The sequence below is a fragment of the Leptospira congkakensis genome, from assembly GCF_004770265.1.
Lineage (GTDB): Bacteria > Spirochaetota > Leptospiria > Leptospirales > Leptospiraceae > Leptospira_A > Leptospira_A congkakensis.
The window spans coordinates 15,544-30,249 of record NZ_RQGQ01000016.1 but is presented as its reverse complement, the minus strand read 5'-3'; the positions used below and the strand labels follow the sequence as shown (position 1 = coordinate 30,249).

14 protein-coding genes are annotated in these 14,706 nt (G+C 36.8%); 8 read left to right on the top strand and 6 right to left on the bottom strand.

The window, feature by feature from the left end; all coding sequences use genetic code 11:
• Positions 1-3: 3 nt before the first annotated feature.
• Positions 4-339 (top strand): STAS domain-containing protein, encoded by a 336-nt coding sequence (locus EHQ70_RS10555; RefSeq protein WP_084764875.1) that lies wholly within the window; start codon positions 4-6, stop codon positions 337-339.
• Position 340: 1 nt separating this feature from the next.
• Here EHQ70_RS10555 and EHQ70_RS10550 read toward each other — a convergent pair whose 3' ends face one another.
• Positions 341-2,737, bottom strand: a complete 2,397-nt coding sequence (locus EHQ70_RS10550; RefSeq protein WP_135586214.1) for a SpoIIE family protein phosphatase — start codon at positions 2,735-2,737, stop codon at positions 341-343.
• Between the two features lie 84 nt (positions 2,738-2,821).
• On the opposite strand from EHQ70_RS10550, the gene pgsB reads away from it, so the two are divergent.
• Genes pgsB through EHQ70_RS10525 form a run of 5 tightly spaced genes read left to right on the top strand, consistent with a single transcriptional unit; the run spans position 2,822 to position 6,396 of the window.
• A complete protein-coding gene (gene pgsB / locus EHQ70_RS10545) occupies positions 2,822-4,018 on the top strand; it encodes a poly-gamma-glutamate synthase PgsB (protein WP_135586212.1) in 1,197 nt (398 codons plus the stop codon).
• A complete protein-coding gene (gene pgsC / locus EHQ70_RS10540; protein ID WP_135586210.1) occupies positions 4,011-4,475 on the top strand; it encodes a poly-gamma-glutamate biosynthesis protein PgsC in 465 nt (154 codons plus the stop codon). The genes pgsB and pgsC overlap by 8 nt, the downstream gene beginning before the upstream one ends.
• Positions 4,475-5,605 carry a poly-gamma-glutamate system protein gene (pgsW, locus tag EHQ70_RS10535; RefSeq protein ID WP_135587176.1) on the top strand — a complete coding sequence of 377 codons (1,131 nt, stop codon included), beginning with the start codon at positions 4,475-4,477 and terminating at the stop codon, positions 5,603-5,605. Before pgsC ends, pgsW begins: the two co-directional genes overlap by 1 nt.
• 6 nt (positions 5,606-5,611) lie before the next feature.
• Positions 5,612-5,800: a hypothetical protein gene (locus EHQ70_RS10530; RefSeq protein ID WP_135586208.1), complete on the top strand. Its 189-nt coding sequence runs from the start codon at positions 5,612-5,614 to the stop codon at positions 5,798-5,800.
• Positions 5,801-5,853: 53 nt separating this feature from the next.
• Positions 5,854-6,396, top strand: a complete 543-nt coding sequence (locus EHQ70_RS10525) for an LIC_12238 family plasminogen-binding lipoprotein (protein WP_135586206.1) — start codon at positions 5,854-5,856, stop codon at positions 6,394-6,396.
• Here the strand turns inward: EHQ70_RS10525 and EHQ70_RS10520 are convergent.
• Positions 6,380-8,479 carry a tetratricopeptide repeat protein gene (locus EHQ70_RS10520; RefSeq protein ID WP_244288300.1) on the bottom strand — a complete coding sequence of 700 codons (2,100 nt, stop codon included), beginning with the start codon at positions 8,477-8,479 and terminating at the stop codon, positions 6,380-6,382. The two genes, EHQ70_RS10525 and EHQ70_RS10520, sit on opposite strands and share 17 nt — an antisense overlap.
• 172 nt (positions 8,480-8,651) lie before the next feature.
• Between EHQ70_RS10520 and EHQ70_RS10515 the strand changes: the two genes are divergently transcribed.
• Positions 8,652-9,329, top strand: coding sequence for a hypothetical protein (locus EHQ70_RS10515; RefSeq protein ID WP_135586202.1), 678 nt, complete (start codon positions 8,652-8,654; stop codon positions 9,327-9,329).
• 163 nt (positions 9,330-9,492) lie between these two features.
• Entirely contained in the window at positions 9,493-11,955 is a 2,463-nt protein-coding gene (locus tag EHQ70_RS10510) for a PAS domain-containing hybrid sensor histidine kinase/response regulator (RefSeq protein ID WP_135586200.1), read from the top strand.
• Between the two features lie 52 nt (positions 11,956-12,007).
• Here EHQ70_RS10510 and EHQ70_RS10505 read toward each other — a convergent pair whose 3' ends face one another.
• The 4 genes from EHQ70_RS10505 to EHQ70_RS10490 all read right to left on the bottom strand — a co-directional run bounded on the left by EHQ70_RS10505 (position 12,008) and on the right by EHQ70_RS10490 (position 14,505).
• A complete protein-coding gene (locus EHQ70_RS10505) occupies positions 12,008-12,325 on the bottom strand; it encodes a hypothetical protein (RefSeq protein WP_135586198.1) in 318 nt (105 codons plus the stop codon).
• A gap of 248 nt (positions 12,326-12,573) precedes the next feature.
• Positions 12,574-13,290, bottom strand: coding sequence for a phosphate signaling complex PhoU family protein (locus EHQ70_RS10500; protein ID WP_208729536.1), 717 nt, complete (start codon positions 13,288-13,290; stop codon positions 12,574-12,576).
• A 33-nt stretch (positions 13,291-13,323) separates the two neighbouring features.
• The gene (locus tag EHQ70_RS10495; RefSeq protein ID WP_135586194.1) at positions 13,324-13,800 is read right to left on the bottom strand and encodes a chemotaxis protein CheW; all 477 of its coding nucleotides are present in this window, start codon (positions 13,798-13,800) and stop codon (positions 13,324-13,326) included.
• A gap of 27 nt (positions 13,801-13,827) precedes the next feature.
• The gene (locus tag EHQ70_RS10490; RefSeq protein WP_244288299.1) at positions 13,828-14,505 is read right to left on the bottom strand and encodes a hypothetical protein; all 678 of its coding nucleotides are present in this window, start codon (positions 14,503-14,505) and stop codon (positions 13,828-13,830) included.
• Positions 14,506-14,706: the final 201 nt, after the last annotated feature.

Genomic DNA, 14,706 nt, shown 5'->3' with positions numbered 1-14,706 from the left:
TCAATGGAATATACAGAATCTAAATTCGACGGCATTGTTGTTCTGAAATTATTCGGCAACTTAGATATGTTAAATGCCGGCATACTCAAAGAACGAATCAAAGAATCTGCATCCCAAGAAGAACATCGATTTATCTTTGATTTAGAAGGAGTCAGTTTTATTGACTCTTCTGGATTTGGACTCATCATGTCACTCAACGATAAATTGTCGGAGTTAGGTGGCGGTTTACGAATTGTAAATGTTTCCAAAACAATCCGTCAAATTTTCCGCATTTCTAAAATTTCTTCCGTAATTCAAATTTTTGAGAGTACAGAAGAAGCAATCAATTCTTTCAAATAACTTAAGTTACAGAAGTAGCTACCATTTTTTTCCAAAAGTTTTTTAGTTTAAGAAGTTTTGGGTTTTCGGGTGCCATTTCTTGCAAAGCCAATAAAACCTCTTTCGAACGTTCGATATCTCTTCTGTGCATTAGAATTTCAGCAAGTAGAAGAAGGTTATTAAAATTTTTCGGATCTCTAAAACGAAGTCTTTCTGCAAAGTCTGTCGCTAACACAAAGTCTCTTCTTTGTTTGTGAGCGTAAGCAATATAAAACAAAAAGTCAGTATCTCCAGGATTTAACTGTAAGTAACGATTCGCAAGTTCAATCGCCTTTTCATAGTCCTTGGATTTCATATACAACTTGGACAACTCTCTCAAACAATAGAGATCATCTGGTTCGGATTCCAAAGCAAGTTCTAAAGCAAAAATAGCATTGTTCCATTCTTTATCACGATACGATTGAATCCCCTCACCCAACATTTGATAATAGACATTTGTTTTTGTAGATTCTTTAGCCGCATAGGCAACTTCTTCTAAAAATGCAATTCTCATCAAACTTAAGTCATCTGTTAAATCACCAAATAACGACATTACTTTACAAATTTCATTTAGATCTCCGCTACCTTCCTTGACATGCCTTAAAAAAACAGTTTCATCATCATTGATAACTCGATTCCCGCCAGATTGTCCAACAAACAAATCATCACGCCCATCTGATCCCAAAATGAGCACATCACCAGGACGAAGCGGATATATTTGAATCACCACTTCATCACCGCTCATTTCAGTGAATCCAATCTTTCTCAGTGAATGTTCATTTTCGAGAAAACTTGCATTTCCATCTCGGTATAATACAATCCAAGGATGTTCTGCATTGATATAGTATAATGTCCCCGTTTCCTCATCAACTAACCCGAGTATTGCGGATATAAGCATATGTCCATCAAAACTAATAAAAACGTTATGAACCTCTTGAAAACATTCCTTTAACCAACGTTCAGGATGTCTATCTTGCATATAACGTAACTTTTGTGTTCTAGTGATGATGGATTTAAAAACTGTTCCCATCACCAGCGCACCACCGGCACCTTGGATGGACTTACCCATGGCATCCGCGTTCAAAAATACTGTGTATTTTTTCCCCATCAAATAAATAGAATCAGATACGGAAAGGTCTCCACCAATCTCAGATTGTTTGTTTCTGAACTTAAATTGTTTCATTTGCCGTTCAAAGATTTTGATCGAAACGGTTTCTGATTTAGCAAATGAACCGCGTAAAGGTTTGATGAGCAAAGATGTTAAAAAATAATCTCCATCTTGTTTGTCCTGGAGTTTTTGCATCTCCGACAAAGTTTCGTTTAATTCTCTGGTTCGTTGGTCCACCATTTCTTCTAAATGATTTTGGTGTTCCGCCAATTCCTCTTTCATTTCCACAAAAACTCTTCCCATTTGCCCGATCTCATCACTTCTATGAGTTGGCAAAGTTTCCGGTTTCCACTGGTCTAAATCCACCATGGCAGTTGTGAGTAGTTTGATTGCTTCTACCATATCTCGAGAGAACAAAAATGAAATGAGGAAAATAACACCACACAACACAAGTGATGCGATAACAAAAAACGACCAAATTTTCCAAGTTTTGGATTCTACTTCGTTTTCATCAATCATCACGTGAAATACTAAATGTTTTACCGATTGAGAACTTCCAACATAAGGAATTTTCACCATATAATATGGTTTGTTTTGAAAATGAAATCTTTGTTCTTCCATAAGCAATTCAGGTTTTTCATTCATCACCAAACGAATCATATCTGATCCGACTGTTTTTACTTTTCCTTCTTGAAAAATTGCTAAATGAATTCGGTTGTCTTTTGAAATTGTTTTTGTAAAATTATCATCAACTACTTGGCCAATAAGAAGTGTTCCTCTTCCAAAAAGGGGAGCTGCCAATCGAAAACCAAGTCCACTATGCCCGTCTTCCAAAGCTGCTGTAGATTGTCCATTCAGCGCATTTCGAATGATGGGTTGGTTTTTTTTATCATCTCCAAAATCTTTAGGACGATGCACACGAAACAAAACCTTTCCTTGATTGTCTCCAATTTCAAAAATAGAAAGACCATATCTTTTTAGAATTTGTTGTAGATAAGGAAGTTCCTTCGACAAAACCGAACGATCTGCAAGACCCCTTTCTAAAATTCCACGAGTCTGAGAATTAAAAGTGATTTCTTCTAATAACAAACGTAGTTTTTCTTCTTTAAATTCCAATTCCCTTTGAAAATTTCGCGAAAGATCCTCGGCCCTTTGTGTTTGAGGGATATTTTTAACCGATTGGAGAAGGTAGGCAAAACTAGTGGTGAGAGCAATTACAAGAAGAATTTGACTCACACTCAGTATTAATAAGAATTTGTAACGTATGCTCATAGAAAACTACGTGTATCTTCTCAGTTTTGAGTTACAATCAAATGACATTCCCTTGAAGGAAATGTATCATCAAGAAAATTTCAGATGAAACCGAATGCCTTCCTTTTTTTCATAATTATCCTCATATTGTTACTTTATTATACTATTGAATACTTTCTACACACTCGCACTTTAAAAAAGTTCAAACACCGAATCCATGTCAACGGTACAAGAGGGAAATCAAGTGTAACAAGGCTCATACGAGCAGGGCTTTCCTCTACAGGAATGTCTGTTTTTGCAAAAACAACAGGAACTATGGCACGAATGATATTTCCTGATGGATCCGAAGAATCTATATCTCGATTTGGAAAACCTTCCATTTTAGAACAAATCAAAATACTAAAAAAGGCCAATCAAAAAGGAGCCGAAATTGTTGTATTGGAATGTATGGCCTTAGAGCCGAGATACCAATGGGCAAGTGAAGGACAAATTTTAAAATCAGACATCGGTGTGATTACCAATATAAGGGAAGACCATCTGGAAGTTATGGGACCAAATTTACTAGATGTCGCAAAATCATTGCTATCTGCTTGCCCAGTGAATGGAACTCTAGTTACTGGTGCCACGGAATTTGAATCTTTAGTTTTAGATGTTTGTTTGGATAGAAATTCGAAAGCCATCATAACCAAAGATGAATCATTACAAAACATAACTGATGAAGAAATGAGTAAGTTTTCTTATTGGGAACATAAGGAAAATGTAAATGTTGCACTCACCGTTTGTAAATTACTGGGAGTAAATCGTAATCAAGCTTTAGAATCCATGTGGAAAGTAAATCCAGATCCTGGTGCTCTTTCTGTCTCTCCCATCCATTTTTTTGGAAAAGAATTTTTATATGTGAATGCGATGGCTGCGAATGATCCCAATAGCACAAAATATATTTGGTCATCTGTTATCGAAAGATATCCTCAATACAACAAAAGATACATTTTATTTCATACAAGAGAGGACAGACCCGAAAGAAGTCGCCAACTAACAAAGGAATTTGCCAATTGGGAAGGATACGATGCAATCATTTTAATTGGATCATCAACTTCCTTGGCTTTTAAATATTTAAAAACTTATTCCCAAAAGGACATTCCCATATTTGTTTGGGAACATTTAAGTTTAGATGGAATTTTTGAATCTTTACTTTCGATTCTTCCTAAACAATCTTTGGTTTTTGGAATTGGAAATATAGTTGGTCTAGGGATGGACTTATCTTTATACTTAAAAAACAGGTCGGAACAAACCAATGAATGAAATTCTTCCTCTATCTATAGGGTTAAGCCTAGTTGTTAGTTTGGTTTTTTCAGAACTGTTTGGTATTCTGGGAACAGGACTTGTAGTTCCAGGTTATTTGGCTTTATCCTTTCATCATCCTAAAGACATAGCTCTTACCTTTTTGATTGCTTTCCTTTCTTATCTTTGTGTAGAAATATTGTCTAATTTTTTACTAATTTTTGGAAAAAGAAAAGTTGTCTTCATTCTCTTATTTGGTTATTTTTTTGGATATTTGTTAAACTACCAGGTTCTTCCCGATTTAGATATCACATACCTTTCCGAAGTAAGAGGGATTGGATTTATCATTCCTGGCCTCATTGCCATTTGGTATGAAAGACAAGGTGTATTAGAAACAACATCTGTACTCATACTTGCTTCTATATTTGTAAAAATACTTCTTATTTTTCTTTTGGGTACAGAGTTAGAAACATTATGATGACTAAAATTTATTGGTCTCCTTGGAAACACTCCAGGATTGCATTATTTCTCTTAGCGGTTCTCGGAGTTTTAGGTTTATTATTAATTGAAACTTGTAAGGTAAAAAAAGAACAATCTTATTTCAAAAAGAAACTCCATGCAGCAAAATTAGCAGAACGTGGATTTCAAATTTTAAAACCAGAACTATTAAAACACAAAAAACCAGATTATAAAGAATTAGATCCAACAAACTCTGGACTCATTGGAGACTTTCTAACACCCGTTACAAGTAATAGTGGTTCTCTTTCCGCAAAACAAACATCCATTAATCCAAACTTCGCTGCTATCATGATCCAGCTTTTAAAAAAAGCAAAACTAGAAGAAGGTGATACAGTCGCAGTGGCAATATCAGGTTCTTTTCCCGCGATCAATATTTGTTTATTTGCAGCATTAGATACTTTAAAACTCAAACCAATCATTATCTCTAGTGCTTCTGCATCACAATTTGGAGCTAACCATCCACAAATGCTTTGGTTGGATATGGAAAGAGAACTTGTTGAGTCTGGAATTTTTTCGTTTAAGTCGAGTTATGCGTCTCTTGGAGGCATCCAAGACAAAGCTATGGGGATTTCAAAAGAAGGAAAAGAACTTCTTGGCCGCGCTTTAGAAAGAAACAAAACCAAACTCCTTGATCCCATTCACTTTGATGATTCCATCGAAAAACGGATGAAACTATACGAAGAGTTGGCAGTTGGAAAACCAATTAAACTGTTTGTGAATGTTGGCGGCGGAACTACGATCCTTGGAACAAACCTTGGGAAACAAGTTTTTAAAAATGGCCTCATCACCGGTTTGCCCGAGGAAGTCCATATTCCAAATTCCGTCATTAAGTCCTTTTTGGAAAAAGAAATTCCCGTCATCAACTTCATCCAGGTTGAGTCCCTTGCCAGGAAATTCGGATTGCCCCAAACACCGAAAAAAGTTCCGAAACCCGGGGAAGGAAAGGTTTTTTATTCCGAAGAATACAGCCCCATTCTTTATCTTTCCGTTTTCCTTTTTCTCCTAGTGGGATTGTATGGTGTTACCAAGCTCGGATGGGGAGAAAATGAGGAAGACCGACACCTTCCCAAATCCCTTCGCGCTCGCTGAGGTGTTATGGCTAAAATCATTGTCCTTTCCATTCTCCTTTTTTTGGTTTTGCGTTGGGTGAGCCGCATCCTCATTTTACCTGCAAAAATCGCGGAAGAATTTGGCAAAAACCAAAGAGAAACAGAATCACGAGAGGTAAATGGATTCCCACCGAAAGAAAAGGATATCTCGGAACGCGGAAAAATTATAGACTAAAGTTCCGATTTCCTGCCTTGTGAATTCATAATTCTGTCGAAAATAAAACTAAGATGAGACAGAATTCGGTGCCAAGTCCCCTCATTCAGAATTTTTCCAAACGTATATTTCCGCTCCTTCCCATACTGTTTGTTCTCACTCTCATCCAATGTGGAGTTCCAAAAGGCGAATTCGGTTGGACCACAACTCAAATGGAAGAAATGGATATTTTGGAAAAACACATCCAGACCATCACCGATTATAAAATGATGCGGGATGATCTTATCTTTTCTCCAACTGATACCATTCACTATGTATACCAGTTCTCTAGAAACCCTGGTTCAGAAACTGACTTTTATATTTCACTCAATCGTTATGAATTGGACTTTGTCGAAATTGATATCAAAAAGAAAAGAGCGGAACCAGATTCTCATGCCATTAGAGATGAGTTTTCTCTTTTAAGAACTGGTGAATACTTAATTAAAATTGTTCATGAAGGTGATACAGTTGACGAGGTAAAATTTCGTGTTTTACCAGTTGAAGGTTACACACAAGAGAACCTGGAACAAGAATTAGCTGGTGATCAAACTGATGAAATCATCAAATACTCTCGCTAAGCGGCGGTATTATATTTCCTGTTTCTAAAATTTTTCTAACGCGTTCCAATTCTTTTAACGCCACTCTAATGTCTGTTTCGCCACCTTCATTGATGATACGTTCGTAAAATTCTTTTGCTTTGACAAAATCTCTGGATTCCTCGGCAAGAACACCCAATCGAAACAAAATTTTGATGAGAGGGATTTTACTTTTTTTTGTTTCCAATACACGAATGACAGCTTCCTGGTCTTCGATTTTTAAATCCATCAATCGATATTGGGAAAGAATATCATCAAGTGTAGTTACCATCAGATCTTTTTTAAGAGTTTGTTTTTTCTCAATTAAATCTTTTAATTCATTTTCAGCAAGAATCAACTTTTCATCTAATTTCTTCCACTGGGCAAAAGCAATGTTGAGTTTATTTCGCTCTAATTCATTTCGTTTGTGTTTTTTATCTTTTTTACTGAGATAATAATAAGCAATCGATTCGAGTTCCGTAAGACCTGTCTCAACATCCAAAGAAGGATTCCAATCCTTACTATTGCGCTCCAACCAATACTCTAAAAAATTCGCGGCTCGATCAGGATCACCAATTTGTGCATTAAAAAACACTCCAATTTCATAGGAAACTCTCGTTTTATCAACAGAATCTGGCGATAAATTGAAATACTTTTCATAGTATTGGCCGGCGAGAATATTTCTCTTCAAGTCAGCATTGATGGTGGCTAACCGTAAATTCGATTTGGTAATTTTTTCTTGTTCTTCCGCAGATGGATTTTTAATTTTTAAAAGTTCGTTTAAACCTTTTTCATAAAAGTCTGTGGCTCGTTCTTTTTTACCATCTTGTCTATACTGCTCCGCAATATCCGTGAGTACAGAAGGATTTTCATTCCAAATGCGATATGCTCTTTCCAAAATCAATTCATAAGCAAAAAAATCCGTGTTCCGTTTGTAATCAAATAAAACATAAATCCCTTTACCAGCAGTACCGAGTTTGTTAACAATCTTTAAACGTTCCTTGTTATCATCTTCTAATTTTCTGATAACATTAGCAAATGCATATAAATCATTGGACTCAATTTGTTTTCGTTTATCAAGATAGGATATATATCTAAGATTAACTGATTCATCATACTTCTGTTTGGCTGATTTTCTATTTTCTTCTGCAATCCGAATCTCTTCTTTCCATACTTTTGATTGCGGAGCCAAGGTTGATAAACTTTTCCCTTCGCGAATCCAATTACTTTCTTTTATATGGATTTCATCTTTAGTTTTTTTTAATTTTTCTTCTGATAGTTTCCACTCATTAAACAAACGATCATGTTCTTTGGCCGATGATGCATCATAACCCAAAATATCTTCTTTTTGCCATTCCCCTTTTCTAAATCCCTCTTCGGTCATTTCTAAAGGATGGTATTTAAACGCTGCAAGGTAATGACGTAACGCAGGTGCAAATTTTTCTGACTCAACATACAACCTAGCAAGTCTTATATGTAAATTATATAATAATGGAGAATCCCGAACGATATAAGTTTCAGAATTTTTATGAGTGCTTTGCCATAACAAAAGACGAATGTCATTCATCTCTGTTCTTGAATTATAAACGTTTCCTTTTTCTCGATCTTCCCAAATTCGTTTTTCTTCAATGAACTGGCTATAGTAACGTTTGAGAAGACCTTCCGCCTCACGAATCTTAGTTTCCAAATTTTTAGGCCCTGTTTCCAAACCCGAGGTTTCAACGGGAGTATCTGCCCCAGGAACTACCGGAACATCCGCCGCATTGGGATCCACTGCCTTTGGTTCTTCCCGAAGGGCAATTCCAGAATCTTCGTCTATAGGAATTCGTTTTTCAGAATCTAATGTTTTGATCTCTTCGGTTGAGATCACTTGTAAGGGAGATAAATAGAGTCCTGACAAAGGATTCCTTCGGTCCTCCTCCCCTGCCCAAATCTTCCCATTTCCAGAGAGGATGAGATAAATAAATCCAAATGAAAAGGTAAGGCAATATCGAAGGTAAGCCACGCGAAAAAGTAACTGACTTACCTTTTTCACTAGCTCACAAAACTGCCCCAGTTTCCAAAGAAAGTGACTTTCCAATTTCACTCTGTTACTTTTCCCCAAGTTTCCCTGGATCTTTTCCTTCTGGTTCAATTTGCTTGGGTTCCCTGATCTTAACTATCGGCGAAAAATCAAATTTCGACAACCAAAAGGTGTTGTATAATTGGAATGACTGGCGTTCAATGTAAGGCAATTCACCAGCAGAACTGGATCTCTTATGTCAAAAAACATCGTCGAAAGGTATCTTGTCCTCAAAAACAAATACCGAAATTATGATACCAAATATGCCCTAAAACGTATGCAGGCTTTCCGGCTGGCCACTCAAGAATTATCACGAAAAGGGTATGAAGTTGCCTTGGAACTACTAGGTTCCATCAACTTCGGTATTGTAGATCCAACCTCGGATGTTGATTGTATTTTAATGTTGGAATGTGATCTTCACAAAGACCAAAGTTGTTGTCCCGCACATTGTACGAATTTGAGTTTTGTAAAAGCTGAAATTTCAAAATTTGTTTCGAAACGACTGGCACCCGAAACAGTTAACATTGATTATCTGGATGCTATCAATCTAAAATATGTAGAAGAAAAAATTAGAACGGAATCGGTTTTAGGCGATGAAACTTTGTATTGCCTTTTGTTTTATCGAAATATTGGTAGGCCGGTCAATCGCCCTCTCTTCATTCCTTTCTGTGATCAATTGGAAGAAAACCACGACTTTGTAAAAGAAATTATGTCCTGGGCGGCCGAAGCATTGGAAGGTTATCTCAACACCAACCAACACAGAATGTCTTTTAACAAATACAACGAAAGAATTCGCGCAAGAGGCCTAAACCTTCCCGAAGGTTTACAACAAGAACTACAAGCGTATATGGAAGGAAAGGGAAAACCCTCCTAATTTCTAGTAAGTGTACGAGTTTTTGATCCATTTTTTTTAAGCTACGAACAACTTGTCACATTTCCGATGGGTGTGTCGACTAGGAACGTCTCCCTGTTTCTGTATTTACATCCGATCATAATATTATTGTTTACCTTTAAAATCGAATCATTAAATTTCTGCCATGCCGGAACGAATTTGGTCAAAAAGAGGTAAATTATTTCCCTACCTTTTATTGAACATAGTCCTCTTTATTTTTGTCGCTACTGCCTTTTTATTTTATACTGCGAGCGAAAGGAATATTGATGAGGCAGAAGAAAACAGATACAAATCCTTACAAATTGCCAATGAACTTCGCCAATCTTCAGACCAACTCACAAACTTAGTGAGGTTGTATGTCATCCAAAGAGACAAAAAGTATAAAACATACTTCCAAATGATCTTAGACATTCGGAATGGCAAACGCCCTAGACCGAATGATTATAGTTACGCCTACTGGGATCTTGTCATTGCAAACAAACTCCCTGCCCCTTCGGAAGAAGGAGAAACAATCAGCATTTACGAATCGATGAGAAATGCAAATTTCCATGAATCCGATTTTATTTTACTTTCAGAATCAAAACTTAAATCGGACCAGCTAACAAAAATTGAATTTGAGGCCATGTCCATTGCAGAAAGAGACATGAGGAAGGGATCAAATCCAAATCCTAAAGCCATCGCATTGTTATACGATGACAATTACCTACATGCAAAAGCAGAAATCATGAAACCGATCAATGATTTATACAATCAATTAAATGATCGAACCACAAAAGCCATTGAAGATGCAAAAGATATCGTTTTTTTTCTGCGGACAATACTCATAGCTACAGGTATATTTTTTGCAATTAGTTTGTTTTTAACACATAGATCCCTAACTTCCATCATCGGAGGTAGTGTAGACGAAGCGTTTCGAAAGATATCTCTACTGGGAGATGGAAATTTTTATGGTGATATCCATCCCGTTGATCATAGAAACTCTATTTTAGGTAGGTTAAACACTACCCAAAAAAGGCTTCAGGAGTTATACGAAAATGGGGAATCCACAAAACAACGATTAATCAATAGTGAATCCAGGCTTCGCGAAATTTTAGACAATGTTTCAGCTTGTATCTATTTAAAAGATATAAACGGGAAATACATATTTGCAAATAAAGAAGTTTGTAATTTATTTGGACATCCATTTGAAGAAATCATAAACCAAACTGATGAAAAGTTTTTGAACAAAGATGCTGCCAAGATTCTGATCGCAAATGATAAATCCGTTCTTATTGATGGAAAAACTCTTCGAACAGAAGAATCCATTCGAAATTTAATAGATGAAAAGGTTACTACTTATCTTACTGTAAAACTGCCTTTAAGAAATGAGAACGGAGAAATCTACGCGCTCTGTGGTATCTCAACCGATATTAGTATCACAAAAGAAATTCAAAATGAATTAGAAAGAGCAAAAGATTCAGCAGAAATCGCCAACCGTGCCAAATCAGAATTTTTAGCTTCCATGAGCCATGAAATTCGAACTCCTTTGAATGGAGTGATTGGCCTCACACAAATTCTTTTTAAAACCAATCTAGATGAAGAACAAAAATCTTTAGTAACAACGATTGCTTCTGCTGGAAAATCACTCCTCATCATTCTCAACGATATACTTGATTTTTCAAAAATAGAAGTTGGGAAAATGAAAATCGAAAAACTAAGTTTTGATTTTTATCATTTAGTTTCTGAAGTTTACGATTTATTAGCCATTGAATCCAAATGGAAATCCATTGATTTAAAACTGGAAATTGATTCTGAAGTTCCTCAATATATTTATTCAGATCCGGGTAGAATTCGCCAAATCATATTCAATTTACTGGGTAACGCAATCAAATTCACGGAAAAAGGTTCCGTCGTACTTCGCGTCAAAAGAGAATCCGATAAAATTCGAATTGAAGTTGAAGATACAGGGATCGGAATCGCAAAAGATAAAATGGAATCTATATTCCACAAGTTTTCACAAGCGGATACTTCCACCTCACGAAAATATGGTGGCACGGGACTTGGACTTTCCATTTCAGAACGTTTGGTATCTTTACTCGGAGGAACGATTGGAGTCAGTAGTGAACTAGGGATCGGAAGTTTATTTTACTGCATTCTTCCTATCGAAAATGAAGATTCGACAAATGTAAATCAACCATCTGATAAAAACTCAAACAAACTCAATTCGTTAGAATCTATGTTTGTAAATCAAAACTTTCTAATCGTCGAAGACAACATCCTCAATCAAAAAGTGATGGGTGGGCTTTTACGAAAATTTAATATCAATTTTGATGTTGCGGAAAATGGAGAGGAAGCGGTAACACTTTTCCAACAAAACAAATACGATTTGATTCTTATGGATTGCGAAATGCCTGTGATGGATGGATTTGTTGCCACTACGAAAATTCGGGAACTCGAAAAAAACAAATCGGAAAAAACAATCATTATCGCAGTCACTGCACATGTCCTTAAAGAACATAAAGAAAAGTGTTTTGCAGTAGGAATGGATGGTTTTATAAGCAAACCATTTTATATAGAAACTTTATTTCAAACTTATAATGAAATCAGCACCACAAAGGACATGGCATAACTGAATCAAATCCATTCCCGCCAATCCATACATGTAACTAATCCCAATTTATTTAGGAATTAGTTACATGGACAATCCCACCATCACCGTAAGTTTTTGTGACCTCTGCGATGACGACTTGGTAACCCTCATACCATTTCTTATATTGAGATTTTGCCGACTTATGATCGGTAAACGTCTTTAAAGATTCCAAACCAACATAGGATTTAAAATAATATACAACTGCCATGGTTCCTTGTTCTAAATTCACCCAACTATCTTTTCCAAGATATTCAGGATGATTTTCTACAAACAATTCAATAGACTTGTCCAAAGTTTCAAATTCGGAATCTGATTTTTTTTGTTTAAAAATAAAAGTAGCACTGATCATTTTATAACTTAAATAATGATAACTCTCGATTTAACGATAGAATCAAGAATTTTAATTTTCAGTGACTGATTACAAAACAAACTCGGAGGCCGTTAATGGCACTCAACCTCTTCCCATCTAACTGAATTTGAGTGGGTAGAATCAGGAGAAAATAGAAGTTTTATTGGTAATATAAAGTCATTAAAACACAGGAAAGTTGTGGAGTTGAACTTTGTTAGTCTATTCCCAACTAATGTTTCGTTATTTGACTACTGATATAAATTACGGTTATTGCCAGTATTTTCCAAATGGCGGATGTCTTTTCCTGTATTGAGTCGCACAAGTTCTTCCGCAACGTTTACCGCATAATCACCTAACCTCTCAAGTGCGAGAATGATTCGGTATACATCAGCAAATTCTTGTTTTTCCATATCAGGAACGGACCTATACTTTTGAAAAGCTTGGTCACAAAGTGCGTTTAACTCATCTTCCAGGGTATTGACACTGCCCATAAATCTTTCTTTTTCTTCTACGAGAGATTCTATGGCCATTCCTGCAAGTGTAGTCACTCGAGATAAAATGAGAGTCATTGGTTCTTCGTTTTTGAATAGGCCTTTGCGAATGGTTTTGTGACGAAAGACATCGGCACAATTGACCACTTGGTCTCCCATCCGTTCCATGTTTCTGGTAATCCGAATGGCAGAGAGTGCAAACCGAAGGGGATCTTTTTTTAAAACGATATCGTTGTCTACATCACCCATTCCGAGAATGTTACGATTACTCACCGCTTCTAAAATGGCATTTTGGGAAAGGTTATCATTTTCCTTTTCCAAATCATCAATCAGATCATCTCGTTCTACAATCCGTTCTGCTTGGGCATAATCATCATCTTCCAAAGCTTCACTTAAAAGAATCACCTGCTCCAAAACAAGTTCTGCCATGGAGTACAAATTTTTTCTTAAATAATAAAACTTAGAGATGATCATATTTAATAATACAGAAAGAGAACCCTTGCACCGTTAGACGGTTGCAAGTTCGGTAACTTCTTCCACGGTTAAGATTTTTTCAATGTCGATGAGGATAATGAATCGACTGTCTTTTTTACCCACACCCGTGATGTATCTAGATGAAATTCCTTTCACTGATGGTGGAGGTGGATCCACTTGGTTTGCTGGAAAATGAACCACATGGGAAACCTTATCCACAATCACACCAATGGATTTTCCAGAAACATTGATGACGATGGCTCTGTCTGCGGTTTCTGAAATATTTTTGATGTTAAGCCGTTTGGCAAGGTCAATCATCCGAACTACTTTTCCACGAATGTCCATAATTCCTGCAAAAAAACTTTTGGATTGTGGAACACGGATTAGGTTGGTGATTTTGACAATTTCTTCGACAATGGTGATGGGAATCGCATATTCTTCATCGCCCAAATTGAATATTATATACTGCTCATGAATGAATTGGTTTGCCGATGATGTTTCTTTTGCCATATAACTTTCTACAATGTAACCTACGCACTAAAAGTAGACGTAGCCATTATAGAAAAAATATGAACCGAAACTGAGAAATGACAACACTTTTGTCATTAAGACAGAACGTTTTCTCACAAGAAAATCCAGGAGCCCAGCGGCCATACCCAAAATTCCCAAAGTCAGTCCTAATACGACATAATCATAATAGAGGTAATAAACCAAACATCCGAATCCAACGCCCATACAGATATCTTGCAAATCACCCCAGACCCGTCTCTTAAAACGCAGCCAGAGCGATCCTCGAGCCTCTCTCGCGGCACGCCTTTCCCTTCTCCAACGTTGGAAACGGGTTTCGCGAACAATCCCAAAAATAGAATCATAACGGGTAGAAGGAAAAAGTGAAGATTCAAAAGGAAGTTTTGAAGAACGACCTTTCTCTTGGGCATCAGGTACAAAGGGGGGATAAATTTCGTACGCCCCACCAATGCATGCAAGCATGTCTTTGTCGGGGAGGGCACTAAAATATTCACGAAAGGGCCAAAGCTTTCGAAACACAGGATAGGCACGGCCAGAAGTAATATCCTTCTCAGCTTGTACGGTACCGTTTTTGACAGTGGCACCATACATCCGACCCTTCTCTTCTTTGATTTCGACAGCTAAACGAACGAGACGTTCGTGAAAGTTGAACTCAGCCTCCAGGACATCTCCAAGAGGAGTTTCCATGGTGAATGCTCGAATGAAACCGGGTGTGCGGGGTTTCTGTTTCCTCCAGACTTGTTTCATAACAAATCTATCGGAGGAAACATTAAGTCACTGAAGAAAGATTATTTCTTCTTTTTGTGTCTGTTGGCTCTGCGTTTTTTCTTACGTTTGTGGGTTGCGATTTTTCTACGCTTTCTCTTTTTTCCGGAAGGCATTCCTTCC

What these genes read in the sequence shown, in the direction of transcription:
- EHQ70_RS10555 (WP_084764875.1), top strand. Translation starts at nt 4, where the DNA reads ATGGAATATACAGAATCTAAATTCGACGGCATTGTTGTTCTGAAATTA.
- EHQ70_RS10550 (WP_135586214.1), bottom strand. Translation starts at nt 2,737, where the DNA reads ATGAGCATACGTTACAAATTCTTATTAATACTGAGTGTGAGTCAAATT.
- pgsB (WP_135586212.1), top strand. Translation starts at nt 2,822, where the DNA reads ATGAAACCGAATGCCTTCCTTTTTTTCATAATTATCCTCATATTGTTA.
- pgsC (WP_135586210.1), top strand. Translation starts at nt 4,011, where the DNA reads ATGAATGAAATTCTTCCTCTATCTATAGGGTTAAGCCTAGTTGTTAGT.
- pgsW (WP_135587176.1), top strand. Translation starts at nt 4,475, where the DNA reads ATGACTAAAATTTATTGGTCTCCTTGGAAACACTCCAGGATTGCATTA.
- EHQ70_RS10530 (WP_135586208.1), top strand. Translation starts at nt 5,612, where the DNA reads ATGGCTAAAATCATTGTCCTTTCCATTCTCCTTTTTTTGGTTTTGCGT.
- EHQ70_RS10525 (WP_135586206.1), top strand. Translation starts at nt 5,854, where the DNA reads ATGAGACAGAATTCGGTGCCAAGTCCCCTCATTCAGAATTTTTCCAAA.
- EHQ70_RS10515 (WP_135586202.1), top strand. Translation starts at nt 8,652, where the DNA reads ATGTCAAAAAACATCGTCGAAAGGTATCTTGTCCTCAAAAACAAATAC.
- EHQ70_RS10510 (WP_135586200.1), top strand. Translation starts at nt 9,493, where the DNA reads ATGCCGGAACGAATTTGGTCAAAAAGAGGTAAATTATTTCCCTACCTT.
- EHQ70_RS10505 (WP_135586198.1), bottom strand. Translation starts at nt 12,325, where the DNA reads ATGATCAGTGCTACTTTTATTTTTAAACAAAAAAAATCAGATTCCGAA.
- EHQ70_RS10500 (WP_208729536.1), bottom strand. Translation starts at nt 13,290, where the DNA reads ATGATCATCTCTAAGTTTTATTATTTAAGAAAAAATTTGTACTCCATG.
- EHQ70_RS10495 (WP_135586194.1), bottom strand. Translation starts at nt 13,800, where the DNA reads ATGGCAAAAGAAACATCATCGGCAAACCAATTCATTCATGAGCAGTAT.
- EHQ70_RS10490 (WP_244288299.1), bottom strand. Translation starts at nt 14,505, where the DNA reads ATGGAAACTCCTCTTGGAGATGTCCTGGAGGCTGAGTTCAACTTTCAC.